A 13,076-nucleotide genomic window follows, 5' to 3' on the forward strand; every position below is an offset into this window, starting at 1 on the left:
TTGCGCCCTGGCCTGACCAGTCACGCGTCGCTAACTTTTCGTCATGACGACCTCCGCGCGGCAGCGCGTCGCGGCCTTCTGGGACGCCCACGTGGAATCATGGCTCAGCGGCGAAGACCGAATGCCGGATGAACTCAAGGCATGGTTCGACTCCTATGCGGGCGTCGGGCCCGGCGAGGTGACTCGTGACGGGTTCCCGGAGCTCTACCATGGTGACCTCCTCGGTCTGGAGCACACGCCACGGATGGTGGTGCTGGGCCTGAACCCTGGCGAATTCCGTCCCCGCTTCCAGGCACGGGAAGGCATCTTCGCCAAGGAGATCAAGGAGCACGGCTCGTACAGCAGGTGGGCGACGACATGCCCGTACAACCGCTCGCCATGGACCCTGCCGCAGGAGATGGGTGAGAACAGGTACTACCAGGCGCGGCTCGCGTTCACCCGCCGGTGGCTCCAGGATCCGACCGCCGACCATCGTGACCTGCTGATCTTCGAGTGTTACCCGTGGCACTCGAAGGCCATAACCGCGCCACTGCGGCCGCCGCCGGAGGTCATCGACGAGTTCGTGTGGCAGCCGATCGCGGAACTGCCGGTGCGGGACGTGTTCGCCTTCGGCCGCCCCTGGGACGGCATCGCCCAGGCGCTCAAGCTGCCGCGGACGGGCAGGCTGGGATCCGGCGGCAGGCGCTACGGGTCGAAGGTGCCCAGCCGGGCGGTGCGGACGTACGCGTTGCCGTCGGACCAGCGGCTGGTCGTCGAGTGGCATAAGGGATCAGCCCGACCGCCGAGCGCCGAGGAGACCGCCCTCCTCCGGGACGCTCTCGTCGGCGCGGGAACTGCCAGTGAAGGCAGCGCGCCACCGCCCCCTCGACCCAGGGCCGGTGCTGGTACCGAAACCGGAGTCCGTGGCAGCGATGCCGAGGTGTCGCCATGACGGCGGCAAGCGACACTCTCGCCACGGTCAGGCGCGTCGAGAAGCTGCGCCAGTACATGGGCGCGCAGGTGCTCGGATCGTCGGACAAGTGCGTCTGCCGCAAGCTGAGCAGTTGCCGGCGGGCCGTCATGTTCGACGGGCGGGGGGCACCGCGGCCCGAGGTGTCCTTCGCCGCCGGGCAGCTCTCACACGTCGGCCGTCACTACGACCTCACGCTGGGCGGGAAACCGTGCCGCATCCTGGTCATCGCGATGGACACGGTGCACCCGAGAGAGCACGTGACTCTTGATCAGCGCCACGCTGAGGTCATGAAGTCGGCCGAGCTGCCGTTCAGTGACCGGAATCCGCACATGAAGGGCACCACCAATGCCATCCGGCTCGCGGTGGGGCGGAAGCCGGGAGCCGATCGGGAAGGCGAGCAGTTCCGCATGAGCGGGGTGCGGCAACCGGTGCATGTCTTCGACGCGTACGCCATGGCGAACTTGCGGCTCTGCTCGGCCACCGCCAACGGGGCGAGGTCGTTGAGCGACGCGACCATGAGCCGCAACTGCCTTCCGCACTTGGCCGCGACGGTCAAGATCCTGGAGCCGACGCTGTGCATCGTGCAGGGCGTCCAGGTCCACAAGGTGCTCACCGAGCTGATGGGCCGGCGCCGTCAGGTTGCCCCGCACCTCGAACAGGCGCGACTCGCGGGCGTCGGCACCCTCGTCGCGTCGTTCACCAATCCCTCCGCCTGGGGCAAGCTGCGCTGGGGAGGGCTCAACGGTGTTCCCTACCTCTACGAGATCGTGGCGCCGACACTCCGGGTCGCGTACCAGAGGATGGTCGGTGCGCAGGCACCGGCCGGCACCGCCACCGCGCTTTCGCAGCGGCGGCCGGCCACCCTCGATCGTCAGCGGTCGAGATAGCGGCCCCACCACTGGGGGCCGCTCGCCTCGACCTGTTCCGCACCTGTTTGCGGCGCCGCGCCACCCGTCGCACCGAGGGCGTCACCCAGCATCAGCCCCGGCGCGCAGTCCGGCGCGGTCGCCACTCGCGGCGCTGCCCTGATCAGGTCGCCGAACATAGGACGAGGCAGGGCGGGAGCGCGGGGCGCGGCGGGACGGGGTGTCAGGAGGAGGGGCCGGGCGGAGGCCGGCGAGCTGGACGTAGATCTCGCGCTTGTCGGTCGCCTCGCCGCGCCGGTCGAGGACGTAGCCGGTCAGCCAGATCCAGCCGGCGTACGTCGGTTGGTCGGAGACCGAGACGACGCGGAAGGTCAGGGCGCGGTCCCCGCCGAACTGCACCGAGGCCCGGCCGTCGACGACGAGCAGGTCGCCGGGGGAGGGGCGCGCGGTCACCAGTGACCGGAGTTGCGGTGGTACTCCTCCGGCGGCCGGCACTCCCGCGCGTGCATGGTCTGCCAGTCGCGCAGCGCCCGCTTGATCCGGTCGTTCTCCTGGCTGAGCAGCCGTACCGTCTCGTTGAGCATGGCCAGCTCGTCGGCCACCCGGGCCTGGAACTCGCGTACCTCCAAGGGGTCGACACCGCGCCGGCACGCGGCGAACTCGCGGGTCCGCACCTCGTGCGGCGTCAACCGGCCCGGACAGCCGGCCGGGTAGGGCTGACCGCCTCGATACACCTGAGCCACGACGATCCTCTCTGCGGGCAGGCGGGAGCGCGCAGGCTCCGCGCGGTGGGGTCTGGAAGGGCGGGTCGTCCGCGGCCCGATTCAGCGGTACGACGACAGAGCAGCCGGATGAGGCCGGGACGGGCACGAAACACCCGCCCCGACCAGGGGAACGCCTCTACTCCTTGTTGCCACGCAAGGGGAGACGCAGTTCTCAACTTAGCTGTCCCAGTCATCTGAGTCAAACGATGAGTTGTTGCAAGGTGTCGTTGCGTGATCGAATTGGCGTGCCACGCAGGGGGAGTCATGCCAATCACCGCCGACTACATCCGCATCGCCGACGAGATCGTCGCCGACATCAGAGCGAAGAAGCTCAGGCCGGGCGACAAGCTGCCCTCAATCACGCAGCTCGCCACGACGCACAAGGTCAGCCCGTCGACCGTCAAGCAGGTCTACGTGCGGCTCGAAGCGCTGAGGGTGATCTGGCGCCACCAGGGCAAGGGCGTCTTCGTGAACGACCCGAAGCTCTGGATGCGGGAGCCGTAGGTAGCGGGGCTGGCCGGATCGGCGCTCGACCGGACCCATCGTCTATGCGTCAACGGGTAGCTGGCGGTGTTGATGGCATTGCACTGGCAGTCTCACCCCGGGGCAGGGAAGCTCGATGCCCGCCCCTCGCAGATCAGGGAGTGGACGTTACGGCGATCGCCCGGACGGCCAGCGCGACTGACTCCGTGATGGCGGAAAGTTGGTGTCGCCCTGCAAGATAGTGACTCCAACAGGCTTCCCGGGTAAGGATCCATTTGTGACGAGCGGCAACAACCGGTGGGTGGCGAGCGTGCCCGTCTCCTCGGGCACCTCGTTTGCGGGACGGCTCGCCTTGCTCGGCGGGACACTCGCGCTAACTGACGAAGAAGTGACGTTCACGCCCGTAGCAGGCTTGGGCCGTGTCCGGCGGATCGCGTTGGTGGACATCGAGGCTGTCGCCGCCCATGCCGATACGCCGCCACGGCTGCGTATCACCACCAGGACGGGCGGTCGGGTGGTCTTCATGGTTCTTTCGAGCCGGACCACGATGGTGTGGTCGTCGGACCCCTCGGCACGGGACGAGGCGGTAGCCAGGATCAATGCTCGCCTCGCGGCTGACTGAAGCCCGCCACAGGCCAAGGGTGGTCTTCGTGAACGACGCGAAGCTCTGGACGCGGGAGCCGTAGGTAGCGGGCCGGCGACGGAAACAGGCCTTACGGGTAGCCCCGTCCCGTTGACGGGACGGCTAGAGTCGTCGGGTGATCGACCGGAAGCTGCTCTTGTCCGACCTGCAGAAGCAGGTCAAGAACCTGGAAAAGGACCTGCGGGAGCAGGCCGAGTCGGTCGAGGAGGTGCGCCTCCGCCTGCGTGGCGAGTACGACCACGCCTTCAAGGTCGGGCGCACCGCCGCCACCTGGGCGGCCTGGCGCGACGAGCGCGTCACCCAGGTCGCCGTCGCCTGGGTGCTCGGCACCGTCTTCGTACGCTTCTGCGAGGACAACGGCCTGCTGCCCGACCCCTACCTCGCCGGGCCGGGGGACCGGCTGGTGCTGGCCGAGGAGGCCGAGGCGCAGTTCTTCCGCGACCAGCCCGACAAGACGCTGCGCGATTGGCTGCACCAGGGCTTCGATGCCATCGCCAGCACCCAGGCCGGCAAGTCGCTGTTCGACAAGCGGCACAACCCCCTCTACCAGGTCCCGCTGTCTCACGACGAGGCCAAAAACCTGATCGCCTTCTGGCGTCGACGTGGCGAGACTGGCGGCCTGGTCCACGACTTCACCGACCCGGAGTGGGACACGCGCTTCCTCGGCGACCTCTACCAGGACCTCTCCGAGGCGGCCCGCAAGACCTACGCCCTGCTCCAGACGCCGGAGTTCGTCGAGGAGTTCATCCTCGACCTGACGCTGACTCCGGCAATCGAAGAGTTCGGCCACGACGTGGTCAAGATGATCGACCCGACCTGCGGCTCGGGCCACTTCGTCCTCGGTGCCTTCCACCGCCTCCTGACGGAGTGGGAGCAGCACGCCCCCAACCGGGACCCTCACGAGCGCGTACGCCTCGCCCTCGACGCAGTCCACGGCGTCGACATCAACCCCTTTGCCATAGCCATCGCTCGCTTCCGCCTCCTCGTCGCCGCCCTCCGCGCCAGCGGCATCAAGACCCTCGCCGGCACGGCCAACTTCGTCCTCCCCCTACACCTCGCTGTCGGAGACTCTCTCATGAAGCACAGGCAGGGGACTCTCTTCGGCGAGGACCCGTTGGTCGAGTTCGCCTACGCGACCGAGGACGTGCAGAACCACCCCGGCATCCTCGGCGCCGGCCGCTACCACGTCGTGGTCGGCAATCCGCCCTACATCACGGTCAAAGACAAGAACCTAAGCGACGCCTACCGTGACATGTACGACACCTGCTATCGCGAGTATGCCCTCTCGGTGCCGTTCGCTCAGCGCTTCTTCGATCTTGGCAAGACCGCTGATGCGGCTGGAATGGGTGCCGGGTACGTCGGGCAGATCACGGCCAACTCATTCATGAAGCGCGAGTTTGGCAAAAAGATGATCGAGACACTTTTCGCTACCCGTGTCAACCTAACCCAGGTGGTCGACACATCCGGCGCCTATATTCCCGGCCACGGCACACCTACCGTCATTCTGGTTGGCCGAAACACCAACCTGAACAGGCCTGGGACTATCCGTACCGTCATGGGCATCCGTGGCGAGCCGAGCGCACCCGCTGAACCGAGCATGGGTCTGGTCTGGCGAGCCATTGTGCAGCAAATCCAAAATCCAGGCTCCGAAAGCCAGTGGGTGAGCGTGTCTGATCTCGGGCGTCGGTCGTTCGCGGCCCATCCATGGAGTTTGGCTGGCGGTGGGGCCGGTGAGCTTCAGGCCGCAATCGAGTCCCCAGACAACAAGATTCTGTCCGCCGAAGTGGACGAGATCGGGTTTGGAGCGGTCACTCGAGAGGACAGTGCCTACATGGTGGGTGATGGGTTCCTCCGGAGACGGCGCGTGCGTGAGGAGCACCGGCGCCCAATAGTCGAGGGTGACGTCACTCGAGATTGGGATCTCCACGCTCCAGTCGAATCCGTATGGCCCTATCACGAGGAGAGTTTGAGGGCGGCGCCGGACGCCACCGTGCAGGCTGCCCTCTGGCCGTTGCGCCGGATTCTCATGAACCGGGTGGCTTATGGTAGCGACCAGCTGGCACGTGGACTAACTTGGTTCGAATACTCGATGTTCTTTGCTAAGCGGTATCGGGCGCCGCTGTCGATTGCGTTTGCGTTTGTGGCTACGCATAACCATTTTGTGCTAGATCGGGGTGGGAAGGTCTTCAAGCAGTCGGCGCCGGTGATCAAGTTGCCGGAGGGGGCGTCGGAGAACGATCACCTGCGGCTGCTAGGGCTGCTCAACAGTTCGACCGCCTGCTTTTGGCTCAAGCAGGTCAGCCACAACAAGGGAAACGAGGGTTACCAGTCCGGCATCAAGACTGAGATGTGGGAACGCTTCTACGAGTTCACGGGTACGAAACTGCAGGAGTTTCCGCTGCCGTCGGCGTACCCCCTGAAACTGAGCCGGGAGATCGATGGCCTGGCGCAGCGGCTTGCCACGGTGAGCCCGGCGGCGGTCGCGGGGTCCGGGGTACCCACCCGGGAGCGGCTGGATGCCGCCAGCTACGAGTGGCACTACCTGCGTGGCGCGATGATCTGCTTGCAGGAGGAGTTGGACTGGCAGGTCTACTCGCTCTACGGGCTGCTGGACGAGGACCTGACCGCCCCGGAGAGCATCCGGCCGCCGATGCTGCTGCTCGGGCAGCGGGCCTTCGAGATCGTGCTTGCCCGCAAGATGCGCGACGAGGGCCTGGAGACGCAGTGGTTCGCCCGGCACGGCTCTACGCCGATCACCGAGCTGCCGGCGTCCTGGTCGGACGAGTACAAGGCGGTCGTGGAGCGGCGGATCGCGGTCATCGAGGGCAACCGCAACATCGGGCTGATCGAGCGGCCGGAGTGCAAGCGGCGCTGGGCCACCGACGGCTGGGACGCGATGCAGCGCAAGGCGCTGCGCGACTGGCTGCTCGACCGGTGCGAGGCGCGTGAGCTGTGGTACCACCACGTCGACGGGCTGGAGCAGCCGCGCCCGCTGACCACCGCCCAGCTCGCCGACGAGCTGCGCCGCGACGACGACGTGCTCACCGTCGCCAACCTCTACGCGCCCGGTCAGGATCTCGGCAAGGTGATCGCCGACCTGGTCGCCGACGAGCACGTGCCGCACCTGGCCGCGCTGCGCTACAAGGACTCCGGGCTGGCCAAGCGCGCCGACTGGGAGCAGGTGTGGGACCTACAAAGGCAGGAGGACGCGCTGCCCGACGAGGCGGCGAAGCGGGAGTTCCGCAAGCAGATCCCGGTGCCGCCGAAGTACACCTCGGCGGATTTCCTCAAGGGCAGCTACTGGAAGCACCGGGGCAAGCTCGACGTGCCCAAGGAGCGGTTCGTCTCGTACCCGGGAGCCAGCCGCGACGGTGACCCGTCGCTGCTGGTCGGTTGGGCCGGCTGGGACCACCGCGAGCAGGCCCAGGCCCTGGCCACCCTGATCGTCGCCCGCGAGCAGGAGGACGGCTGGGCCGCCGACCGGCTGTCGCCGCTAGTCGCGGGGCTGCGCGAGATCCTCCCCTGGGTACGCCAGTGGCACGGCGAGTTCGACCCGGAGTGGGGCGCCTCGCCGGCGGACATCTACGCCGGCTTCCTGGCCGAGACCACCAACCGCCTCCACCTCACCGACGAGGCGCTCACCTCATGGCGCCCGCCCAAGGCCACCCGCGGTCGTAAAGCCAAGGCATAGGTGGCGGATTCACGTCCGGGGCGTTCCTCGGTGACGGTTCTACAGAGATCAGATGGGGAGGTCCATGCCATGGCCACGAGCCAAGCTATCGAGGACCCGGAGGCGCGCTTCTCGGCAGTGCTGGTGAGCGCAGCAGGTCTTCCGGGCGTACGCATCAGCAGGGCTGAATATCTCAAGAGTGCCCTGACCCAGTACTGTTCCGAGGACGAAATTCGCCGAGCAATCGAAGAGACCCCCGCAGCAGCCGGAATCCCTCTCGAAGTTCTCGATAAGGCGGCAGACGATTCCATTTATTACGAGACTGCCAAGGCCAGCGTTCTCTCTGCCGCTGCGGGGATGCCCGGTTTGCTGTTCCTGCCCGCCACTGTGCCCGCCGACCTGGCCCAATACTTCGGCCACATGCTCCGAGTGGCACAAAAACTTGCCTACCTCTATAGTTGGCCGGACCTTTTCTCGGCCGACAGCGACGACCTCGACGACGCGACCAAAGGGATGCTCATCCTCTTCGTGGGCGTGATGTTCGGCACCCAGTCGGCCAACGCTGCCGTGGGGAAAATCTCGGGTGAGATCTCCAAGCAAGTTGTCAAGAAACTACCGCAGAAGGCACTCACCAAGGGCGTTGTCTACCCGGTAGTCAAGAAAGTCGCAAGCTACCTCGGCGTTCAGATGACCAAGCAGACTTTCGCACAGACTGTCTCAAAGGCGATCCCCCTCGTCGGGGCCGTCGTGTCGGGCGGCCTTACTCTTGCGACCTTCCTCCCCATGTCCAAGAGGCTGAAGGAGCACCTGTCCGGCTCGGAACTGGCGAAGCCGAAGCAGCAAGTCGTAGATGCGCAGGTCGTAGATGCGGGTATTCATGAGTGCTCTGCTGCCGATGGCGCCAAACAGGAGCCGGGGTCAGGGTGCACGCCCTTGGACTAGAGATTCCGCACCCCTCCTAGCCTTCCCGCCCGGGTCCTGGCAACACTTTCAGATTGCCCCGTCGCCACTCTGGAGGACGTGCGATATCAACCAAGCGCGAGCGGAACGGCGGGATACCGCTTCATGTAGCCGGTCCGCTCGCCCAGCAGTTGTCGCAACTCGTGGCTCAGACAGCGGAGCCTCGCTGTAGCCCGCCGGCATTGACTTCAGGGGCAGAAGCGCCTGTGTGAGGGCCGCCTTGTGGAGCTGCTTGTAGGTAGCCGCGGTTGGTGAAGCCGTCGGACCGGTGGTCGGCGCGGAAGCACTGGGAGTGGGAGGCGGCTCGGCTCCGCCGCCAGCATCACCGCCGCAGGCAGTCAGGGTGATTGCCGCGGTGACGGCGGTCGCGAGGATCGTGACGGTACGGCTGAGGCGCATTGGAATCCTTGCTCTGTGGTGAGTGGCCGGCAGCCCATGATTGTCGGCCACTCTGACGAGGCTTGTTTGCGTCTGGATGATGATGACCGATTGTTAGCCAACTCGGCTCAGTACACGTGGATGGGGAAGGAGGCGGATCGACTCGTACCCACGGTGTTCGCACCAGCCATCACCGGCCGTGCTCCCAAACCGCCCGCTCCACGACGTCAGGCTCGGTCCCGCTGCCCCAGCCACTCGCGCGCTCATGCGCCCAGGCGAGGTACTCGCCGTACTTGTTCGCGCTCCAGGGGCCAAGCGGTCGCCAACTCGTGCCCCGGAAACCGTTCATGCCGATCACCACGTACTGGTCCATGATCAGGGGCCGCTGGTCGCCCGCTGCCGAGTCCCAGCCGAGGAAGTAGAGCAGCTTGGTGAAGAAGGAGGGGCCCAGTCGCTTCAGCTTGTAGTCACCTCCGTGATGGAGGGCCGCGTATGCCGCCCGAGGTCCCTCACTCCGCAAGACCTGGAGTGCTTCACCGAGGTGCCGCTCCGTGCGACCGTCGTTGAGATCGAACACCTTGCGCAGGCGGGCTGGCCCTCGCCCACCGGGCAGTCCGCTACCCCATATGTACGCCCCGATCAGAATGTCGATGGCCGCGCGGCCGGTGTGTGCGGCGGCACCCGCCTGCAGCAGATCCCCGCGCGTGATGCGGGGCCAGCGACCGACTCGGGGGAGTTTATCGATACAGGCCGGTAGGTCGATCGGATCTGGCAACCGGCGTCGCCAGGTCTCTGGATTGAACTGGAACCCGTGCTTGATGATGTACGTCTCGCGCGGGGGAGGCTCTCCCGCAAACGGCGCACACGCTGGTTCGCTTGTCACCGCGACGCCCTCGGCTTCGGCATGAATCGCACTGTCCGGTTGGCGAGGTCGGGATGAGCTGTGAAGCCGGCGTCTCCCCAGGCCCGGCTGTGCGCATGTGTTTGGTCGCCGTTGGCCCACCACGCTTCGTACCGGTAGGCCGATGGGGGTAGCCCACCCGGCACCAGTTCCGAAACTTGGTCGAGCGTGTACCGTACCTCGCTTGTCCGCCGCCGTAGATGATCTCGTAGAGAGTTGTACTTGGACACGTGGTCTCCAGTTCAGTGAGGCACCGGTTCTTCTCCTTCTGATGCTCTTCGAGGCTCTGACCGGGGGTCTTTGGGGCATAGATGAAGGAGAACGACGTCAGCGCCAGCATCGTCAGGCACACCCAGAGGGGACGCTTCACCAGTCATGCTGCCCCGACCTCCCTGCAGGGAACGCGCTCACCCTGCCATGACAGCGGCTAGCGTCCGATTGTCTGCGATGGACGGTGGTCTAGCTGTCGCCAGTTCGACACTTCATATCGCGTTAGTCGGCAAGAGGCGGGCCGGGTGCCCGGGCGTGAAGTAGGGAAGTACTGTCATCACACCCGGCCAGAACTTGGACAGTCGTGGACTGTCCTCACAGCCCTACCGGTAGTGGCTCACTGTCTTCGACTGGGAAAGTCGGCTCTGTGACGCAGATGGAGAAGATCCAGAAGTGGCGTCGCCGAGCGCTGCGGGCGGTGCCATGGCCATCCGGGCCGCAAGGCCAGGGCACGACCGAGAGATGTCAGGAAGGATCTTGCGAGTGGGAAAGCCCAAGGGAGTCTTCTGCGTCGAGGGGCATTGGGATCGCGATCTGACCCGGCGCCACAGCGTACGGCCGACGCTGGAATTGTTGGACGGGCTGGAGAGCCTGCGCTACATCCATCGGAACGCCGTCACTCCGGAACAACTAAAGTATCTGCTCAAAGAGTGGTCGTTGCGCAAGTATGCCGCCTTCGAGGTGGGGTTCTTCGCGTTCCACGGCTCTCCCAGGAGCTTGTGGCTGTCTGACTCGCATGAGACGAGTCTCGGTGATATCGCCGGCTGGGTGGCGGGACGATGGCAGGGCAAACGGATCTACGTTGGTGGCTGCTCGGTGCTTCGCGGCTCCGATGCGTACCTTACCGACTTCCTGCACGAAACCGGCGCTGCCCTGGTGTGCGGCTTCACGAAGCAGGTCGACTGGATCGAGTCAGCCGCCTTCGAGACGGTCGTGCTGCACCGGCTTGTCAACAGCGGCAAGGTCAACAGTGTTGAGCAACTTGCCGCTTCCGCTCGCTGGGCGCCACTGGCACAACACCTGGGCTTCCGGGTGGTCTATGCGAAGGGAAACAGCCCGAAGATTCCGTCGATGAGGTCGCCCGGTTCTACCGTCTCCGCGTAGTTCGTGCTGGCGGGCATCGCCCACTCACTCTTCCTCGGCAACCCTCCTCGTCGTTCCCCGCGCCGATGACCGCCAGCCCAACGCCGTCACCGATCAGCTGAAGCTCGTTATCCATCGCCGGCTTCTGACATGCGGGCAGGGTAACGGACATACGTATGGCGCCGACGGGCAGTGACGCCCGTCGGAGCCAAGCGGGCGTGTGATCAGACGGAGAAGCGAGGCCAGACCATGGCTGCGACACCGGCAAGCGTCCTACTCCGCTCGTCGACCGTTTCGACGGTCCACGTCTCGCAGTCGGCGAGCGGTGCGTTGAGTTGCAGCTTCGACTGTTGCGCGAACTCTGGCCGCTTGACGGCCCAACTCCCATTGGACACGGAATTGTTGAAGGTCGGAGTCACGAGCGTGAGGTTGCCAATGCGGTGCAGCGCTTCGTCGCGACGTTGCGTTTCCAGGAGCTTGCCAGCCTCGTCCGCTGCGGTCGGCGGCCAGTGCTTCCGCCAATCCCGGGGCATGACGTGCTCGATCTGCAACTTCTCGTAAGAGAAAATTGCTGGCTCAGTTTTCGGGTTGTTCTCCTGCAGGTACTGGTCGATGGCCCCTAGTACCAGCCTAATCCGCTCCTGCGTCAGGTTTCCGTAGAACCTGCGCGTGGCGAACGCCTTGACCAACTCGTCATCGTCCGGCCAGAGGGTGTCGTCCGCACCGCGGAGGACACGCACGACTGCCTCGACGAGCGAGGGGCCACCCACGGCTGTCCGTTCGGCGGCACCCTTGAGTACGTCGACGAAGACCTTGCCGTAGCCGCGCGTATTGGCACCGACGAGCAGCCTTCTGACGACCCACGACTCCACCGCACGGACCGCCAGTGCGTGGTCTACAGCAGACAGACTGTCGGGCGGCAGGGTGCGTAGCCACATCAACAGCGGAGTAGCCGTGGTGATGCCCAGGGCGTCCAGTCGTTGGTAGGACTGCCGGAGCGATTGCGATTCAGCCGGTTCGGCTCCGACGACGACCCGGTAGGCCCGCCCGAAGTCGTGGAGTTCCGCGAGCACGTCCACGGTTTTGCGTCCGGCGCCGTCGAGGTAGCTTCGCACCTGACCGTAGAGGTGGCTGACGCTCGCCTCGGACCGGGACACAGCGGTCAGCCATCCGGAGAGCAGGACGTCCCGCCGGCCGCGTTGGGCGTGCCCTCGCCCGACCTCTGTCTTCCACCAAGGTTCGTCGAATGGCGCCCAGTAGGTGTCGTAGATCTTCTCCAGTTCCTTCTCGTCCGACAACTCTCCACGCAGGAACAACAGGTTCTTCACCAGGTCCGCTGCGGACAGGGGAGTCTGCCGGCCGTTGAGCACCTCGAAGATGACCTGGGCGTCGTCGTTGTCCTCAAGATCGATGACCACGAGCTTGAATAGATCCAGCAACGCGTCGACGAAGGTGTCCAGCCGCTCGGGCTCGGCTCCCTTCACCGCCTCCCGCGTGCGTTGGGAGAAGTAGCGCCGTGCCTGGAGGTACAGGTGGGTCCCCTGTTCGGGAAGATCGTCCGCCATGGCCACCGGCCAGACCTGCCGGTCCTTTCGACGAGGCCAGAGCTTGTGCCTTTCCTCGGGCGATCCGACGATGTCCGGGTGGTTCTCCAGCAGCCGGCGCACCTGGTTGGCGCGTGGTGACCGGTGCTCAATCAGCACGTCCAACACGCCCCGCAGGACAAGCTGGACGGTGGTCAGTCGCTGTTGCCCGTCGATGACGGCGCGTAGGTCAAGGCCCCCGACAGCAGCGGGCAGCTGGTCACAGACGATCGCACCGAGAAAATGCGGAGGAACCTTCCTGTCCGCTTTCGCTAGCGGCTCACCGCTGGCAGCCGCCTGCTGTCGTGCCTGGAACAGGCGATCGGCGGTCTCCACGAGATCCTCGAAGAGGAGAGCCCACTGGCCGTCGAGGGTCCACTCGTAGTCTCGTTGGAATGTCGGAATGACGTAACGACGATCCTGCGTGAGAACCTGCTTCAACGAGTAGGTGTTGGCATCCACCGTCGAACACGCCTTCCGAGTAGGGGCAACGCAGGAACCATGCAGCGCAGCCCCGGGGACT

General features: G+C 65.7%; 12 protein-coding genes. 7 read left to right on the forward strand and 5 right to left on the reverse strand.

Annotated elements, in window-relative coordinates; translation table 11 throughout:
* The first annotated feature begins 43 nt into the window (after positions 1-43).
* Both brig1 and ACSNN9_RS06120 read left to right on the forward strand, forming a co-directional pair.
* On the forward strand, positions 44-931 hold the full coding sequence (gene brig1 / locus ACSNN9_RS06115; protein ID WP_436671673.1) for an anti-phage DNA glycosylase Brig1: 888 nt from the start codon (positions 44-46) through the stop codon (positions 929-931).
* Positions 928-1,839: a hypothetical protein gene (locus ACSNN9_RS06120; RefSeq protein ID WP_436671675.1), complete on the forward strand. Its 912-nt coding sequence runs from the start codon at positions 928-930 to the stop codon at positions 1,837-1,839. The genes brig1 and ACSNN9_RS06120 overlap by 4 nt, the downstream gene beginning before the upstream one ends.
* Before the next feature lie 81 nt (positions 1,840-1,920).
* Here ACSNN9_RS06120 and ACSNN9_RS06125 read toward each other — a convergent pair whose 3' ends face one another.
* Both ACSNN9_RS06125 and ACSNN9_RS06130 read right to left on the reverse strand, forming a co-directional pair.
* Entirely contained in the window at positions 1,921-2,271 is a 351-nt protein-coding gene (locus ACSNN9_RS06125) for a hypothetical protein (RefSeq protein ID WP_436671676.1), read from the reverse strand.
* Positions 2,268-2,561 carry a DivIVA domain-containing protein gene (locus ACSNN9_RS06130; protein ID WP_436671677.1) on the reverse strand — a complete coding sequence of 98 codons (294 nt, stop codon included), beginning with the start codon at positions 2,559-2,561 and terminating at the stop codon, positions 2,268-2,270. The genes ACSNN9_RS06125 and ACSNN9_RS06130 overlap by 4 nt, the downstream gene beginning before the upstream one ends.
* Positions 2,562-2,846: 285 nt before the next feature.
* Here ACSNN9_RS06130 and ACSNN9_RS06135 point away from each other — a divergent pair, with 285 nt between their 5' ends.
* From ACSNN9_RS06135 to ACSNN9_RS06150, 4 genes are all read left to right on the forward strand, one after another.
* Complete coding sequence (locus ACSNN9_RS06135; protein WP_436671679.1) at positions 2,847-3,086, forward strand: winged helix-turn-helix domain-containing protein; 240 nt, start codon at positions 2,847-2,849, stop codon at positions 3,084-3,086.
* Between the two features lie 256 nt (positions 3,087-3,342).
* Positions 3,343-3,687 (forward strand): hypothetical protein, encoded by a 345-nt coding sequence (locus tag ACSNN9_RS06140; protein ID WP_436671681.1) that lies wholly within the window; start codon positions 3,343-3,345, stop codon positions 3,685-3,687.
* 136 nt (positions 3,688-3,823) lie between these two features.
* The gene (gene pglX, locus ACSNN9_RS06145) at positions 3,824-7,399 is read left to right on the forward strand and encodes a BREX-2 system adenine-specific DNA-methyltransferase PglX (RefSeq protein WP_436671684.1); all 3,576 of its coding nucleotides are present in this window, start codon (positions 3,824-3,826) and stop codon (positions 7,397-7,399) included.
* A 69-nt stretch (positions 7,400-7,468) separates the two neighbouring features.
* Entirely contained in the window at positions 7,469-8,320 is an 852-nt protein-coding gene (locus ACSNN9_RS06150) for a hypothetical protein (protein ID WP_436671687.1), read from the forward strand.
* A gap of 586 nt (positions 8,321-8,906) precedes the next feature.
* Here ACSNN9_RS06150 and ACSNN9_RS06155 read toward each other — a convergent pair.
* Positions 8,907-9,599, reverse strand: coding sequence for a hypothetical protein (locus ACSNN9_RS06155; protein WP_436671688.1), 693 nt, complete (start codon positions 9,597-9,599; stop codon positions 8,907-8,909).
* The gene (locus tag ACSNN9_RS06160; RefSeq protein ID WP_436671689.1) at positions 9,596-9,847 is read right to left on the reverse strand and encodes a DUF7662 domain-containing protein; all 252 of its coding nucleotides are present in this window, start codon (positions 9,845-9,847) and stop codon (positions 9,596-9,598) included. Before ACSNN9_RS06160 ends, ACSNN9_RS06155 begins: the two co-directional genes overlap by 4 nt.
* A gap of 523 nt (positions 9,848-10,370) precedes the next feature.
* Here ACSNN9_RS06160 and ACSNN9_RS06165 point away from each other — a divergent pair.
* The gene (locus tag ACSNN9_RS06165) at positions 10,371-10,991 is read left to right on the forward strand and encodes a DUF6642 family protein (RefSeq protein WP_436671691.1); all 621 of its coding nucleotides are present in this window, start codon (positions 10,371-10,373) and stop codon (positions 10,989-10,991) included.
* A gap of 203 nt (positions 10,992-11,194) precedes the next feature.
* On the opposite strand, the gene ACSNN9_RS06170 is transcribed toward ACSNN9_RS06165, so the two are convergent.
* Positions 11,195-13,015 carry a DUF262 domain-containing protein gene (locus ACSNN9_RS06170; protein ID WP_436671692.1) on the reverse strand — a complete coding sequence of 607 codons (1,821 nt, stop codon included), beginning with the start codon at positions 13,013-13,015 and terminating at the stop codon, positions 11,195-11,197.
* Positions 13,016-13,076 lie beyond the last annotated feature (61 nt).

Source organism: Micromonospora sp. URMC 107, assembly GCF_051386315.1.
Lineage (GTDB): Bacteria > Actinomycetota > Actinomycetes > Mycobacteriales > Micromonosporaceae > Micromonospora.